Annotated in this window: 12 protein-coding genes; 3 read left to right on the plus strand and 9 right to left on the minus strand. The window is 50.0% G+C overall.

Going from position 1 to position 16,589, the window contains the following annotated elements; genetic code table 11:
* Positions 1 to 44: 44 nt before the first annotated feature.
* The 9 genes from PREMU_RS11720 to PREMU_RS11765 form a co-directional block, all read right to left on the minus strand.
* Positions 45 to 995, minus strand: a complete 951-nt coding sequence (locus tag PREMU_RS11720) for an IS1595-like element ISPrmu1 family transposase (protein ID WP_040559019.1) — start codon at positions 993 to 995, stop codon at positions 45 to 47.
* Positions 996 to 1,070: 75 nt separating this feature from the next.
* Positions 1,071 to 1,394 carry a hypothetical protein gene (locus PREMU_RS11725; RefSeq protein ID WP_007575589.1) on the minus strand — a complete coding sequence of 108 codons (324 nt, stop codon included), beginning with the start codon at positions 1,392 to 1,394 and terminating at the stop codon, positions 1,071 to 1,073.
* 9 nt (positions 1,395 to 1,403) lie between these two features.
* Positions 1,404 to 2,597: a TonB-dependent receptor domain-containing protein gene (locus PREMU_RS11730; RefSeq protein ID WP_007575591.1), complete on the minus strand. Its 1,194-nt coding sequence runs from the start codon at positions 2,595 to 2,597 to the stop codon at positions 1,404 to 1,406.
* Positions 2,594 to 3,340 (minus strand): TonB-dependent receptor, encoded by a 747-nt coding sequence (locus tag PREMU_RS11735; protein WP_040558384.1) that lies wholly within the window; start codon positions 3,338 to 3,340, stop codon positions 2,594 to 2,596. The genes PREMU_RS11730 and PREMU_RS11735 overlap by 4 nt, the downstream gene beginning before the upstream one ends.
* Position 3,341: 1 nt before the next feature.
* Complete coding sequence (locus PREMU_RS11740) at positions 3,342 to 4,049, minus strand: hypothetical protein (RefSeq protein WP_156804011.1); 708 nt, start codon at positions 4,047 to 4,049, stop codon at positions 3,342 to 3,344.
* Between the two features lie 685 nt (positions 4,050 to 4,734).
* Complete coding sequence (locus PREMU_RS11750; RefSeq protein WP_007575598.1) at positions 4,735 to 5,295, minus strand: RNA polymerase sigma factor; 561 nt, start codon at positions 5,293 to 5,295, stop codon at positions 4,735 to 4,737.
* 378 nt (positions 5,296 to 5,673) lie between these two features.
* Positions 5,674 to 7,275, minus strand: a complete 1,602-nt coding sequence (locus PREMU_RS11755) for a BACON domain-containing protein (RefSeq protein ID WP_007575600.1) — start codon at positions 7,273 to 7,275, stop codon at positions 5,674 to 5,676.
* 24 nt (positions 7,276 to 7,299) lie between these two features.
* On the minus strand, positions 7,300 to 10,620 hold the full coding sequence (locus PREMU_RS11760) for a TonB-dependent receptor (RefSeq protein ID WP_007575601.1): 3,321 nt from the start codon (positions 10,618 to 10,620) through the stop codon (positions 7,300 to 7,302).
* A 272-nt stretch (positions 10,621 to 10,892) separates the two neighbouring features.
* The gene (locus tag PREMU_RS11765; RefSeq protein ID WP_007575607.1) at positions 10,893 to 11,339 is read right to left on the minus strand and encodes a hypothetical protein; all 447 of its coding nucleotides are present in this window, start codon (positions 11,337 to 11,339) and stop codon (positions 10,893 to 10,895) included.
* Between the two features lie 519 nt (positions 11,340 to 11,858).
* On the opposite strand from PREMU_RS11765, the gene PREMU_RS11770 reads away from it, so the two are divergent.
* From PREMU_RS11770 to PREMU_RS11780, 3 genes are all read left to right on the plus strand, one after another.
* Entirely contained in the window at positions 11,859 to 12,809 is a 951-nt protein-coding gene (locus tag PREMU_RS11770) for a serine O-acetyltransferase (RefSeq protein WP_007575609.1), read from the plus strand.
* The gene (locus tag PREMU_RS11775) at positions 12,793 to 14,277 is read left to right on the plus strand and encodes a THUMP domain-containing class I SAM-dependent RNA methyltransferase (protein WP_007575610.1); all 1,485 of its coding nucleotides are present in this window, start codon (positions 12,793 to 12,795) and stop codon (positions 14,275 to 14,277) included. Before PREMU_RS11770 ends, PREMU_RS11775 begins: the two co-directional genes overlap by 17 nt.
* A gap of 106 nt (positions 14,278 to 14,383) precedes the next feature.
* On the plus strand, positions 14,384 to 16,558 hold the full coding sequence (locus PREMU_RS11780; protein ID WP_007575612.1) for a S9 family peptidase: 2,175 nt from the start codon (positions 14,384 to 14,386) through the stop codon (positions 16,556 to 16,558).
* Positions 16,559 to 16,589: the final 31 nt, after the last annotated feature.

Genomic DNA, 16,589 nt, shown 5'->3' on the forward strand with positions numbered 1-16,589 from the left:
TTTATAGAGTATAAAGAATTAATGAATATCCGCAATCATCCAAATCAGTAGATTCTATGCTTGAAGCTCGTCCTATAGGTGCATGCGCAGAGCTCAAGCCTGTCGAACAGGTGAAATCCGAAATATCTTCGGTTGAACTTATAGCAGAACTCGTTGAGGTAGAGCTGCAGAAAGTCCCCCTTGATGTCATGATACGTGTCAAGAATACTCCTCTTTGCATTGCTTATGGATATGTGTACCCATGGAAGCACCTTGCCGACCATGGTCTTGTCCCTCATCTTATATGCTTTATGCTTAGCGACAATTTTGTTCGCTGTAAGTGCCGCGTAAGACTTCGTGGCATCTGTGGTAGCATTAGCCCCGGCATCTATGGAATTCTTTATTTTGTCTTCCTCCGTAGCCGCCTTCAAGTCCGGTATAACCTCCATCTTGATATGACCGACCCGTTTCCCGGTGCTGTACTTTTTCATTGGTGTGTTTGTGGGAACAGAACTTTCCGCCATGACAAGCACGGCCGTCTTCCGTTGGCTTCCATGTCCACGCTTGAGAGAATGCCATTTTTCACTGTCAGGCGTCTCCGTGGAGAAGAATCCTTCATCAAGTTCCACTTGGTCAAACAGCCTGTAGAGACTGTCACGCTTACCCATCACGTCACGCAGCTTATGCATCATTTCCCAGACGGGTTGGTAGCGTTTCCTTCCAAGCTGGCGCTGTACCTCCAAGGCGGATATGGCCCGCTTCGTACTTACTATCAGAAACATTGCCACGAACCAACCGGAAATCGACAGATTACCGCCTTGCATCACTGTGCCGGAACGGAGGGTAACCTCATGACCGCAATCCATACATGTCCAAGACTTATGGCTCGGATTCCAACTGAGGTGCAAACCGCCACATACCGGACAATAAAGAGTATGGCATTCACGAAATTCCTTGAGAGCATGCTCGCAAGCTTCCTCGTCAGGATAAACTTCATAGAAATCGGTCAAATTCATAATCATTCCTTTCCAATAGTCAAACATAAGCCCGCAATTTTTATACCAAGGATTGTCCAGGCTGTGTAAACTCTGCTAATTTGGATGATTGCGGATATTCATATTAAGAAAAGCTCCTATGTTCACTCGGTCTAGCTTGAACTCTTCCGCTCCTTTGTTCAGTATCTCTTCCAAAGTATGCTTTCCGTCAAGCACATTTTTCAGATACCCCCAGATTTGGTAAGCTTCGGTACCTTTAATAAGAAATTTCTCTGTTCCGCCTCGGAACTGGATTCCCAGGCCTTTTGGCGCTTCATACACGTGAATTCCATTCACCAGCTTAGGCTGATATGGGAAATTGACATTCTTATCACAAAAAAATTGATTAAGAATGTTGAGTTTCTTGCTTTTATCTTCCATAGTGTTTTTTTAGTAATTGTTCAAGATATTTTGTTCTATCTTCATATTTTTCTCCATATCATGCTTTCCGAACTTATAGATAAAGAATACTCTTACACCAGTATTTCGGTACCTGATACTTGAATGATAATCTTTACCGCCTATATGATAATCTCTTTTGACATTTACACCATTGCTAAAGGGATTATCTACTGACAAAGCTACTCTGTAGCGGTCATCATACCAACTTTTCTGTACTGATAGATTGCTGTAAAGATAACTATTTTCACTGCCTTGCAGATAGATCTTACGATTCTGCCATGAACCATAGCAATTCACATATAATGTTGGAAAGAGACGGTATGTTGCATTCATAGAATATTGCAGCTGCCATCCGCTATTACTTATACCCTCACCTTTCAATTTCTTATACATGATATCCAGACCACCATTGAAATTCAATTTTCCATTCATCAAGACTAATGTAGTCCATATTTCAGTTCCCCATGAATGGGAACCATCAATATTGACAGCATATTGCTGCATTACATGATCGTCCATCTGCATCATCAGCGAGATAGATTTATCGGTATACCTGTAGTAAGGAGAGATCTTGAAAAAGCAGTCTCCTACATATAACGAAGCTCCTGCTTCCAACAGATAACTATACGATGGTTCCACATTACTGTTTCCATATAGCAGTACATTTCCTCCTTGGTAGTTTCCTTCGCTGAGCAATGTTGAGTATGTCGGACGATCCGTACGTCTGCTGAATAGCAGACTCAAGGTGCAGAAAGGCGAGGCTTTATAATCTACCCCAAAATTATAGAATAGATCATTATACCTGCGCTTTCTTTTGAGATCTGTGTCAATATGATAATACTCATATCTCAGCCCTCCCTTCATCGTCAACAAAGGTGTTGCCTCATACTTAAGTTCAGAATAGGCTCCGAAATTATCGATATACCTAATCATCGTACCGCGATATACATCCTTGCAATGACTGTAATTGTTACTCAATCCTACATCGATTTCTAATCTCTGCCAAGGCTTCAGCGTCCAATCCATTTGCGACATTTGTCCGCGTATGTGAGTACCAGTCTTGTCTTCTGGGTAATCCCAGCCGCTTATCTTATTTCTTGTTGGCAGATAATACCATCGAGTTTGAGCATCCATTTTTACATTCTCGCTTGCAGTCCAACTGTAATCGGCAGATGCACTCAAATAATGATATCCATTATTTGTTTTTTTTTTCTTTCCCCAGACTCCAGACTCTCCTTGTATGATGTACCTTGGTACATATACTGTAGATTTAAATTCAGCATAGAGTTATCGCCGCTTCGTGAGGCTCCTGCCTGTAAGCTATATAATTGACCGGTATTTTTCCCGTCTATGCAGCCCGAAAAATCGCTATTACTAGATGTTCCTGAATATCCTAAAAGCCCATAGAATGAATCCTGAAATGACCAATGATTATCGACTGCATAATTGAAATTACCCATAAGGTGACTTCCTTTTGTGCCTATACCCGTATTTAAATAGCCTGATGATTTAAAGTACATTCTCTTCGTTGTGATGATATTGACAACGCCACCCGTACCTTGGGCTTCATATTTAGCCCCAGGTGTAGTCATAACTTCGACTTTCAGGATGTCAGCTGGTGAAAGTTGTTCGAGGATTTGAGTAGATGAGAGAATTCCATAGCTATGGCCATTGACCAATATTTTTACATTACTATTTCCTCTAATACTTACATTGCCATTAATATCTACCGAAAGCATTGGAACCTTTCTCATCAGGTCTATAGCCGATGTTTCAGTTCGCACTTTCTCCAGATAAACATTGTAGACGATTTTGCCTCCATTGTCGTCAATCTTATGAGAGGCAGTTACACTTACCTCTCTCAGATTGACAACATCTTTGGCGGTATCGACCGTTGCCTGCACCAGAGTAGCAGCAGAAAGCATACTAAGGACGAGAGAACATATCATTTTTCACCTTACTGTTTATTTTTACACTTGATACTACAGAAGTAATAGTTCCTCTATTGTTGGTAACCTCAACATAGCGTGGAATCATTACTTGGCCAGCTTTCTCATAGTTTCTATATTTAAAAATACCCGCAGGCGATTCTACCTTTCGTATCATGTAATCCAAAGCGGAAAGATAAACAGTAGCTTTATATCCAGACTTATAAGTTACTCCGAGCTTGAAGCACTTCTCACGGTCTACCGTTGTTTCTCCTTCATTAACAATGGATTCTACATCACTGTTGCTTCCATTGATGTAATAGTCACATAAAGGACCATAAAATTTAGAATCAATGATTAGTGAACATACCATCTTTGAAGGCAGATCCATCGTTTTTGATGATTGAGCTGTAGAATTCGACCACCCTTTATTACCATAGGCGCAGGTTGTGAATGTCCCCATGCCGGTACGTATTTTCTGATAGTATGCTTTACCAGGCATAATTACTGTTGTTGTTGGCATATTCATGCCGTTTGATGTTCCGATCTGAGTGACTTTCAGAGTTTTCACCTGTTCAATAGCCACCTTACCTCCAAGTTTCTCCACATTATGTTCACAGAGTTCTTTTACACTCTGTGCACTAACCAGCATTGATGAAGCCAACATTAGTGCAAGACATGTCAGATTCTTAACATTGATGTTCATAGGATATAATTTAAATTGTTTATTAAATCGGGAGAAGTGCAGAGATCTGCACTTCCTCTCGATTTTCATTAATGATAGCAACTTAACCAGCGCAACCAAATGTACCCAGGGTACCGATGCAACCACATACAGTGCCCAGTGTACCCAAAGTGCCAGCACAAGCAAATGCAACAACTTGCTCATCCATATCCGCGGCAGGAGCAGCCTCCATGTTCATTACTTCCATTGACTCAGAGCTTGAAGTAGCCTCCATGTTCTTATGTTGCAAGGATTATTCAACCAAGTATTATATTTTAAGCAAAAATAGGGGAAAAAAATGGTTTAGGCAAATATAGATGTTATTTTTAGTCCTTTTTAACTTATCTGCAAACGGGAGAGTAACTACTCAGTCTTTTTAATGTAGGTTGGTGCGGCTACACGCACAACCATCAACAGTTAAAGTCATTTAAAGTTGTTTAGAGCAAAAGTCAGGAGGCGTTGAATCCTGTTAGGATTACAGAAACAGACATATATAGCATTTCCAATTAGCCTGTATTACTACATCATCTGAGAGCGACTAATATTTGGCCGTTCCAAAATATCATGTCAAAAAGACTGAGTAGTTACAGTATTGTCGAAAAGCAATATGAGGACACCTTGTCTGAAGACAAGGCATGAAACAGCTCATTTGCTGAACAAACAACCATTAAAACAAAAAGAAATAGCGGTTCTCCAGCATCTTCTTTCTAAAGATTTTCAAGGTTGAACTCAGATAGTTCCTGACCGTTTGTGAGGATAAATTCAAAGATTTTGCAATCTCCCGAATAGGCATATTCTGCTCTCTGCTCATCTCATAAATCTGACAGGCACGCCTCGACAAAAGTCTTTTGGTCCGCTGTAAGCGGTCAACAAATTCCTGATAATTAACCTGTTCGTCGGGTGTAGGCCATGAAGAAACCTTATTACATGCTTGCCGATAATCGTCGAAATTGATCTTTACAATCTGCTTTCTGAACCCATCAATGATTAAATTCCGGGCTATCGTAAACAGCAACGCGTGCACATTGCCATAACAATCCAGCTGACCGCGCGTGTCCCACAACTTCAAGAACGTCTCCTGCACGATATCTTCTGCAAGCATCGTGTTCTTCGTCTGCGCCAAAGCAAAACTGTATATCTTGTTTGAGTAATTCATATACAGTTCAGAGAAGGCTTCATGTGAGCCTTCTTTCAATTGCGCTATACATTCAGCATGATTGTCGTTCATAGATATGGGAACTTTAAAATCTTGTTGCTTATCCGCGCCTTACTCCTTTTTTCAGATAGGTTAACCATTGACTGCAGCTTTGTCTGAAGGTGGATTCAAATAGCAAGTGCAAATTTACGAAATGTTTCTATAAAGACACTCTAATGGTGTTGTAAATTCTAATTTTTCTCTCGGTCTACTGTTTATCTTCATCATTGTCATCTTTATTTTCTGCTCGTTTACATCGTAATCGCATTGCCTTTACGGCGTAATCGCGTTGCCTTTACGGTGCAGACGCGTTGCCTTTACGGCGTAATCGCATTGCCTTTACGGCGTAAAGGGAGGACAAAAAAGCGGCATCGCTTGGATGCCGCTTCTTGATGGATGGTGGATTGTTGTTCAGCGGCGCTTTGCAGAGGCCGCGGAGGGATCCATGGAGACGAAGTATCCGCCGTTGAGCTCTGTGGTGCCATTATAGGTGGTCTTCTGTCCCACCACGGTGATGACGGACCCCACGGCGATGTTGTTTGCCTTCATGAAGTCCTGTCGGTCGGCTCCCTTGGGTGCTCCATAGCCGTAGAGGCCATAGACATACACTTTGCTGGTGCCGTCGGAGAGGTAGAGATTCCCGTACTTGTCGCTCTTCACTTCCTCCACGCGGCCTTTGAGGAGCACCATGGTGCCGTCGGCCTGGCTGTCGAACTCGGTGAGACGGATGGCCTTCACGCTTTCGAGCTTCTCCACGGCGGGTGAGCCAATCTGCGCGTTGCCCTTGTAGGAGCTGCGCGTACCGGTCACGGTCACGATGTCACCCACCTTTGCATCCTTGGGCAGACCTGTGGGCTTGTAAGCCTCTACGCTGCCTGTGAGGTCGGTGTAGTCCTGTATCCAGAAGTTGCCTTTGCTGTCAACCTTTGAGATGATGCCGGTGATGCGATACTGGCTCTTGCCTTCCTCGGCGGCCTCGAACGAGGCGAGGGTAGCCTCCTGGATGGAGCCTTCCTGCAACACGGTGGCTGAAACGGACGACTTGCCCGATGTGAAGGTAACGTTGGCCGAGCGTGCGCCGGCTGTATTGGACTGGCAGTGGAAGGTGACGACAGCCGTGTCGGCGGGGTTCTTCTGCGTCTTTGAAGCGACACCGGCCTTGGTCTTGATGCTCGTCACGCCAAGCCACGACTGCGCGTCCTCCGGAATGACGGGCGCAACGTTCTTGCCCTTGAACGACACTCTCACCACGAAGTCACCGCCCTCTTTGGCCGCAGGAGTCTTCTGGACATCCTCCACCTTGATGAGTGACTTCTCGATCTTGATGACCGTCACGTTGACCAGCTCCACGGTGCTGCCGTAGGTGGTCTTGGGTCCTTCTATTGTCACCTGGTCACCATTCTCAATGCCGAGGCTGGCGAAGTTCTTTTCGGCGCCGTTCTTGTCGAGTGTGCCGTAGATATAGACTTTTCCTGTGCCGTCATTGAGATACCAGTTGCCGTAGGTTGTATTGGAGATGTCCTCCACCACGCCTGTAGCCCGGAAGGTCTTACCGTCGGGGCCTGCAATGATCTGTGCGCAGGTAGCGTTCTCGGCGGTCTTGTCGCCCTGCTGCACCTGCAGATACTGGCGCTCATTGCCGGCCACAATCTCGAGCTGTGCGTCGCGGCCGCCGCTGGTGGCGTCGGCATGGAGCGTGATTTTCGTCTCGCCGGCAGCACCGTTCTCCGTGGAGACTTTCAGCCAGGTGGGTGTAGCCTCCTTGCGGGTCTCCTTGATAGCCTTCCCGTTCTCGTCTTTCTTGTCGGTGGTATAGACATTGGCGAAGACCTTGTCGAATGCCCACTCGCTTGAAGACTTGACGGTCACTGTGACATCGCCGCCCGTAGCGGGGATAGCCACAAACGTCTTGTCGAGCTCAATGTTGCCGAGTGTGCCGAGCGTCTTGTCATCGTCGCACGATGCCATGGCCAGTACACCAAGCACAACAGCAAATATATGTTTGAGTTTCATGCTTATATAATATTATGTGTGGAATTAGTTGAAGAAATACTTAAGGCCGATAGAGGCGTACCAGCACTGGCTAATGGCGAAGTTTGGCAGCCATGTCTGCACGCCGCTCTGTACGGCAGCAGGAGTGGTGAACACAGGGTAGCCCTCGGCATCGGTGTGGTCGTAGCGCAGGATGCGGCCCTCGTTGAGCGTGGAGTTCATGACTTTCATCACGCCCCACTTGGAGTTGAAGAAGTTGAGTACGTTCTTCATGTCGAAGCTCAGTTGCAGCTTGTGCTTGATGTTGCCGGTGTTGACCTTGAAGTCGTGCTTATAGCTGAAGTCCACACGGTGCACCCATGGGTTGTAGACGCTGTATGGCTCGGCATACTCGCCCTGATGGTTTTTCAGGTAATCGTTGCTGTGCACATAGTCCATGAAGCGGTTCATGTCGCTCTCTGTGGCAAAGCGGAAGTCGCCCTGACCGACGCCGACCTGTCCGTCTTTCGGAATGTAGAGTGCGTCGTAGCTGTAGCCGTCGCCGTTCATGTCGTTGGCCATCATGTAGGAATAGTTGTAACCACCGTGGAAAGCCTCATAGAAGAAGGAGTAGTGGTTGCCGCTTCTGTCGTGCAGTGTCAGTCCGGCAGAGAAACGGTCGGGAGTGACATACTGCGAGTTGTGCAGCTTGATGTTGTTGGGTCCGAACACTGTTGGCACATAGGTGAAGGCGGACTCGGCGTTGGAGCCTGGCATGCCCGTCACCTCTTTGTTGACGGTGTGGTTGTAGCTGGCAGTCAGCTCCATCCAGTCAACGGGCTTGAGAGTTGTGGATGCCACGAATGACCACCCATAGCCACGGCTGGTGTTAGAGAGCACGAAAGCCTTGGTACGGCCGCCGCGGAAGCCAGAGGGGAAGATAGGACGGTTATCGGCGCCGTTCCAGCGCGAGAAGCCTTCGACAGGCAAGATGGCCCAGTCGGAGATGGTAGCAGCGTTGATAGTCTTGTTGAACATGCCCTCAACGGTCACGGTCCATGGGAAGTTTACGGGGATGGAGTAGTCGACAGCGATGGAGCTCTTCCACACTTGCGGCATCTTGAAGTTGCGGTCCACGGCAGCGATAGAGCTGGGACGTGTGCCGTTCTCAGGTGAGATGGTCTGGGGATAGCCCAGCGAAGCGAGCTTCTCCTGTAGTGCTTTGATCGTGGCGTTGCCGTTGGCGTCGGTCACGAGACCGCCGGCAAACTGGTTCATGTCAATGTGTTTCTTGCCCTTCTCATCGGTTGTGTACGGACCGGTGTAGTAGGCAGGAGCCGTGCCGGTGGCATTGAGTGCGGCGTTGAACTGCACCATACCCGAGTTGGATGGCATGTTAGTGAAGAACACTAAAGGCAGGCGACCGGAGAAGATACCGGTGCCGCCGCGCACGATGAAGCTCTTGTCGCCGAAGGCATCCCAGTGGAAGCCCACGCGCGGAGAGAAGCGGAGGTTGGCTTTCGGCCACAGACCGGTGTCGATATGGCGGCCGTCATAGTCGAGGGCTTTGATGGCATTGTTGGTCATCAAGTCGCTGTTCTGGTAGGCTAAGAGGTCGAAACGGATGCCGTAGGTGAGTTTCAGGCGGTTGGTAGCCTGCCACTCATCCTGTGCGTAGAGACCGTAGTTGTTGCTGTTGATGCGTGCGGCGGGTGATGTCTCGCCGTTGTAGCCGTAGGTCAGGGCCACAATCTCGGGGGTGCGTCCGTTGATGAAATCGTCGACGGAAGCGTAGCGATAGTATCCCGTACCGTTGCGCATATACTGGTTGTCAGCTAACTGATGCTCGTACATTGCGCCAAAGATGAACTTGTGATTTCCTAAATACCAGGAGAGGTCATCCTTCACATTGAACACCTTATTGTGTACGGCGTTGTTGTAGGTGAAGAGCTCATAGCCGAGTGCCATGTACTGCACGTTCTGACCGGTTCCGTCCTGAATGTCGATGAAGGGGAACTCGGAGGAGTTGGTGCCGCGCACGTCATTGAGGATGGAGTAGGTGGTGAGGAACTGGTTGCTCAGGTTGTTGGAGAAACGGCTGTTGAGGTCGAGAGAGAAAGTGTGCACCTTGTTGTTCATGGAGTACATCGAGTTGGCAAACGTCATGCTGTAGAGAGAGGTGCGTGAGTAAGGCGAGCGTGTGCCGCCGTCCATGGACGAGGCGTTGGGCGCCAGCCAGTTGGTGTTGTTCGTATAGTTGTAACGGAGGTCGAGGTGGTGCTGGTTGTTGATGTTCCAGGTGATCTTTGCCAGCAATTTCGCGTTGCTCTTGTCAGCGGGGAAGGAGGTGAAGCTTCCGGTGTTGTAGTGGTATTTGTCGGCTGCGAACTGCTGCACGCGCTCCATGTCGGCTACAGAGGCATAGGAGAGATACTGTGTCTCGTCGCCTACACCGTTCTCTGAGGCGCGCCAGCGGTTGGCAACAGAGGGGGTGCTGATGTATTCGCCCTGCAGGAAGAAGAAGAGCTTATCCTTGATGATGGGTCCACCGAAGGTGCCGCCGTAGGTTGTGGAGCGGTCTTTCTCGCTTGCTCCCGGTATTGCCTGGCTGTAGATGGTGCTGCCGCGCATCTGTTCGTTGCGGTGATAGACGTAGGCTGTGCCCTGGAAGGTGTTGGTGCCGCTCTTGGTGATGGCATTGATGCCGCCGCCGAGGAAGTTGGTCTGACGCACGTCGTAGGGTGAAACCACGACCTGAAGTTCCTGAATAGCATCGATAGAGATGGGGTTGCCGCCACCTGGTAGCGCATCGCTCAGGCCGAAGTTGTTGTTGAAGTTGGCGCCGTCAACGGTGAAGTTGGCTGTGCGCCCGTCAGTACCGCCGAAGCTCATGCCGTTGCCGCCGTAGGGAGAAAGGCGTGTGATGTCGGTGATGGAGCGCGACACGGTAGGCATGTTGACAATCTGCTGGTTGTCGATGTTGGTCGAAGCTCCGGTCTTCTCGGTGGTGAACTTGGTGGCTTTGGCACTGACCACCACCTCGCCGAGCTGCTGGGCGTCCTCGTTCATGGAGACATTCAGGCTGTAGGTCTGTCCAAGTGGCAGTTTCACGTCGTGGTAGTCTTTGGCCTGGTACCCGATGTAGCTGACCTTCACCGTGTAGGGTCCGCCGGGGCGCATGCCGTTGATGGTGTACATTCCTTTGGCATTGGTCACGGCCTGGTACTTGGTACCTGAGGGCACATGAATGGCCTCGATTGTAGCTCCGATGACATCTTCGCCGTCGGCTGTCACTCTACCACTTAAACCAGAGGTGGTGATCTGCGCCATCATCGCCGTTGTGAGACACAACAGCAGTGTGATCAGAAATAGCAGTCTTTTCTGCATAGGATTGATATTAATTAAAACTAAATAATGTGGGACTGGTCCCCTCTTCTCTTAAATACGTTGCAAAATTACTTTATTTATTCCATACTAATGTGTAGAAACGTGAAATACTTTTTGCAATTATGTTAAAAAACCATTCGGCTCTGTGTGGTGTAAAGTGCGCAACACAGAGCCGACTCACATGGTAATGTTACAGGGATAGCCATCCACACCATCCATACGCAAATATCAGGTGATAGCGAGTCACCCATGCCGTTTCATTCAGATAGTCTCTATGACTTTTTCCAATAGACATCATATCCTCCATCCTTTGTCTTGGTCAGATGTATGTCTATTGTGTTGGCTCCTTTGCACTTATTCTCAATGTTTCTTGCTACGTTTACAGCTTCATAGGCATTGCGGGCATGACCTGCATAATGCCATTTTACATTTGTTGAGCGAGTATTGGTGAAAGATTTGGAATCGGCCACGCGATGGAACTCCAGCGCAATGTCTTGCGTGCTGACATTGTAGGTTATGTCAATTGCGGGAGACTGGAGGCTCTTATCTGTTACTAACGAGACGATTATACTATCCAAGGGCGTGTCTTGCTTTTGCAACACAGTATTGGATTTTTCATCTATTATCGTGGCGCCATCTTTATCGTTTGAGCAACTTGCCAGAGAGATGGAGCAGAAGAGAAGGAATATGATTCCTGAAAGAAAAGTCAGCTTTTTCATTTTGGTTTGCTTTATGTTGAGAATATATTTGATATTCTCAAGCTTATTGACGCCAGCGTAAAATAATTTGAAAAAGATGCGCTAAACAAAGGGACTTTGCTACGTGACGCTATAGAAGCAAAAGTCTTTTAGTCGTTTTTTAGGTACTGTTCATCATGCGGTTCGATATTTTGTTTTAGGAATCGCGAAAACTTGCGATGGGTTTTATCCTTGTTGCGGCAAATATAGGTAATTTTTCCATGCACCGATCCTTTTTCAATAATGTTTTAATTATGTTTAACGTTTGCTATACCTAAGTTTCTTGCCGATTTTGACGTGTTGCCATTACAGCGTAGAGGCGTTGCCATTACGGTGTAGAGGCATTGCCATTACGGTGTAGAGGCGTTGCCATTACGGCGTAGAGGCGTTGCCATTACGGTGTAGAGGCCTGACCATCATTTCTGTGGAAAATTCTTGTGAAACTATTGGCGCAATATCATGGCTTTTTCGTAACTTTGCACGAAATACTGACACACTCAAATGAGCAGACAGAAAACGAACCTCATGCTGAACGACGCGATATGCCGTCTTGCTGCCCCCGAATCCCTGCAGGGCCTGTTTCATGAGCATGAGGAAGGTTATCCTCTCCCTTCAAGCGAGAGTCTTGAGGAAATCATACAGCTGGCCCGCGCCATTCTCTTCCCCGGCTACTTCGGGCAGTCGCAGGTCAACATCCATACCATTAAATACCAGATCGGCGTCAATGTCGAGCGCATGTACCATCTGTTGTGTGACCAGGTGCTCGCTGGGCTGTGTTTCAGCCACTGTGTAGGCTGTGAGGACGACCGCGTGAGCGTGGCCGACAGTGAGCTTACCATGCGGGCCCATGACATTGCCCGTGAGCTCATCAGCCGGTTACCGGAGATACGGCGCGTGCTCGCCACCGATGTCGTGGCCGCCTACAACGGCGACCCCGCCGCCCACAGCCATGCGGAGATCATCTCCTGCTATCCCGTCATCAAGTGCCTCGCCAACTACCGCGTGGCCCATGAGCTGTTTGTCATGGACGTGCCACTGATTCCGCGGCTCATGACGGAGCTGGCCCACTCGGAGACCGGCATCGACATCAACCCCGGAGCAGTCATTGGCGAGTACTTCACCATTGATCACGGCACGGGTGTCGTGATCGGCGAGACCTGCCGTATCGGCCGTAATGTGAAGCTCTATCAGGGCGTGACGCTCGGCGCCAAAAGCTTTCCGCTCGACAAGAAAGGCAATCCCATCAAGGGCATCCCACGGCATCCCATTATCGGCGACAATGTCGTCATCTATGCCAACGCCACCGTTCTGGGCCGTGTCACGATAGGCGCGGGATCCGTCATCGGCGCCAACGTGTGGGTCACCAACGACATGAAGCCCGGCTCAAAGAAGTATAAACAACAGAAAAATGATATTTTTGATTTAGAATTCAATAATGGAACAGGAATTTGAACTCATCGCCAAGACGTTCATGGGACTTGAGAACGTCTTGGCACAGGAGCTCACGCAGCTTGGTGCAGACAATGTGCAGACAGGCCGGCGGATGGTATCGTTCACCGGCAACAAGGAGATGATGTATCGTGCCAACTTCCAGTTGCACACCGCCATCCGTATCCTCAAGCCCATCAGGCATTTCAAAGCCCGCTCGGCGGAGGAGGTATATGATAATGTGAAAACCATCGACTGGAGCCGCTATATCCAGCCTGGCAAGACGTTTGCCGTGGACTCCGTGGTCTACTCCGACGAGTTTCGCAACTCTCACTTTGTAGCCTACAAGGTCAAGGACGCCATTGTCGACCAGTTTCGCGAGAAGACTGGCACGCGCCCTAATATCTCCGTGTCTAACCCCGACATCCGTTTGCACATCCATATCGCCGGCGACGACGGCACCATAGCCCTTGATTCCAGTGGCGAGTCGCTGCACCGGCGCGGCTATCGTCAGGAGAGCGTAGAGGCTCCGCTGAACGAAGTGCTCGCCGCGGGAATGATTCTCATGACCGGCTGGCATGGTGAATGCGACCTTATCGACCCTATGGACGGTTCGGGCACCATTGCCATCGAGGCGGCTCTCATCGCCAGAAACATCTCGCCAGGGGTCTTCCGCAATGGCTTTGCCTTTGAGAAGTGGCCCGACTTCGACCAGGATCTCTTCGAGACCATCTATAACGACGACTCCGCAGAGCGGCCTTTCGAACATCATATCTATGCCTACGACGTGGACATGAAAGCCGTCAACACCGCGCGCATGAACGTCAAGGCCGCCGGACTCTCGCAGGATGTGAGCGTGGAACAGCAAGACTTCAAGGACTTCAAGAAGCCTGCGGAGAAGAGCATCATGATCATGAACCCGCCCTATGGAGAGCGCATCACCACCTCCAACCTGCTTGGCACCTACCACATGATCGGCGAGAAGCTCAAGCGTGAGTTCAGCGGCAACGAGGCCTGGGTGCTGTCCTACCGCGAGGAGTGCTTTGAGCAGATCGGGCTCAAGCCTTCTATCAAGATCCCGTTGTATAACGGCTCGCTCGAATGTGAGTTTCGCAAGTATGCGCTGTTCGATGGAAGAATGGCCGATTTCCGTCATGAAGGCGGCATCGTGAAGACCGAGGAGGAGAAGCGCGAGATGGCGCAGAAGCACCGGTTCAAGAAGAACCGCGAGTTCAAGGAGCATCTCGATGGCAACGATTTCTATTCGCTTAAGAAGGAGGCTCAGGCCAATGAGGACGGCGATATCCGCACGTTCAAGTTCCATTCCTTTGACGATCGCCGGAAGCCCGCGCGCCAAAGGTCCAACGATGACCGCCGTAACGCGCCGCGTGACCATAAGGGCCACGGCCGCCGTGACGACTTCCGCCGTGAACGTCGTGGTGCAGGACGCAAGCCCGACCGGCGCAAGCCGAGATTCGACGAGGACGAATAACAAAGCCCGTTATGACGGAGAAGTGAAGGGGCTGCGACAGTGACCGCCCGCATCCACAGACTATTTCTATTCCCATTTTACCATGCTGAAAAGGATTTTTGTTTTTATGTTGTCGGCAATGTCAGTCTTCTGCTCCGGCGCCCAGGAGCGTGAGCCGAAGCTGTTCACGTTGGAGGACTTGAACTTCGGCGGTGTCAACTATCACAATTTTGTGCCTGAGAACCGCTGGGCCACGTGGTGGGGCGACGAGTTAGTGCGTCTCGACGCCGAGTATTGCAGCCTGGTGAACAAGAGCACAGGCAAGGAAAAGACGCTGCTTACGGCTCAGGCGCTGAAGAAAGCCGGCCTCAACGTCCACTCGTTCTATTCGGCACAGTTCCCCGAAGCCGGTAAGCCCATCGTCATTCTGCGGTCGGGCAATCAGAGCGTTGCCTACAACTGGAAGACGCGCCGCGTGCTTTGGGCAGTCAATATGGAGCAGGGCACGCAGGCCTCTGACTTCTGCTACGCCTCGCGTTCGCTGGCTTATGTCAAGGACTGGCAGCTCTATGTGGCCCAGCCTGCGGCAGGCAGTGGCGCCGAACCCGTGAGTGCGGTGAGGAAGCTGACGACGGACGGATCGCGCGAGATCGTCTACGGACAGAGTGTTCACCGTGACGAATTCGGTATCACGGGGGGGCTTTTCTGGAGCCCCGACGGCCGGAGGCTCGCCTTCTACCGCATGGATCAGTCGATGGTGACGGACTATCCGCAAGTCGACATCCCTGATCCCGACGTGACACCACCGTCGGGATCGCGCATCGCAAAAGCCGCGCCCGACAAGTATCCCATGGCCGGCGAGACCAGTCACAAGGTGACTTTGGGAGTCTATGACCTTGCCACGCAGAAGCTCGTCTACCTTAAGGCCGGCGATCCCACCAACCGTTACTTCACCAACGTGGCGTGGAGCCCCGACTCGAAGACTATTTACATGTTTGAGCTCAACCGCGATCAGAACGACTGCCGCCTTGTGAGCTACGACGCTACCACGGGCGACAAGCTCCGGGAACTCTATCGTGAGACCGACGACAAATATGTGGAGCCCCTTCATCCCATCGCCTTCCTGCCTTGGGATCATCAGAAATTCATCCTCCAGAGCCAGAAAGACGGATACAATCACCTCTATCTCTTCGACACTTCCGGCCGTGAACTCAAGCAGATCACAAGCGGTAAATGGGTCGTGGAGAACTTCCTCGGCTTCGATGCCAAGCACAAAGCCCTGGTCTATGAGAGCAATGAGCTGAGCCCGATTCAGAAGAATATCTGGGTCGTCAGCTTGGCTACGGGCAAGCGTGCCCTCATGGACGAGGGCGGTGAAGGCTGGCACAACGGCTCCGTGAGTGAGAGCGGACAGTACATTGTCGACAATTATTCCACGCCAACCACGCCGCGCAACATCGCCATTGTCAACACAGACAATGGCCGTCGCACGCGTTGGCTCACTGCCGCTGACCCCTGGAAGGGCTATGATGTGCCTGAGTACCGCTGCGGAACCATCAAGGCAGCCGACGGCACGACGGACCTCTACTACCGCATGGTCATGCCTGTGGGCTTCGATCCGAACAAGAAATATCCCACCATTATCTATGTCTATGGCGGGCCGCACGCCCACAATGTCGACGCACGCTGGCACTATAGCTCGCGTGGCTGGGAGACTTACATGGCCCAGCACGGTTATCTGCTCTTCATTCTCGACAACCGCGGGTCGGAAAACCGTGGCAAAGCCTTTGAGCAAGTGACGTTCCGCCACCTCGGTGACCATGAAGTGGAGGACCAGATGAAGGGTGTTGACTTCCTCAAGTCGCTGTCCTACGTGGACAGTACGCGCCTTGGCGTGCATGGATGGAGCTTCGGAGGCTTCATGACCATTAACATGATGACAACCCATCCCGGCGTCTTCAAGTGCGGTGTAGCGGGTGGACCCGTCATCGACTGGAAGTGGTACGAGGTGATGTACGGTGAAAGGTATATGGATACTCCCCAGACAAATCCTGAAGGATATGCGCATTCGTCGCTCCTGCCCAAAGCAAAGAACCTCAAGGACAGGCTTGAGATCATCATTGGAGGCAACGATCCCACAGTGGTGCCGCAGCATGCGCTCTCCTTCCTGAAGGAATGTATCAAGTATGGCACCCAACCCGACTTCTTTGTCTACCCTGGTGAACCGCACAATATGCGGGGACACCAGAGTGAGCACCTGCATGAGCGCATCTCAAGATACTTCTTTGACTTCCTGAAATAGTAATTCTCTTATTGAGACAAAACAGATATTT

This window comes from Hallella multisaccharivorax DSM 17128, from assembly GCF_000218235.1.
Taxonomy (GTDB): Bacteria; Bacteroidota; Bacteroidia; order Bacteroidales; family Bacteroidaceae; genus Prevotella; species Prevotella multisaccharivorax.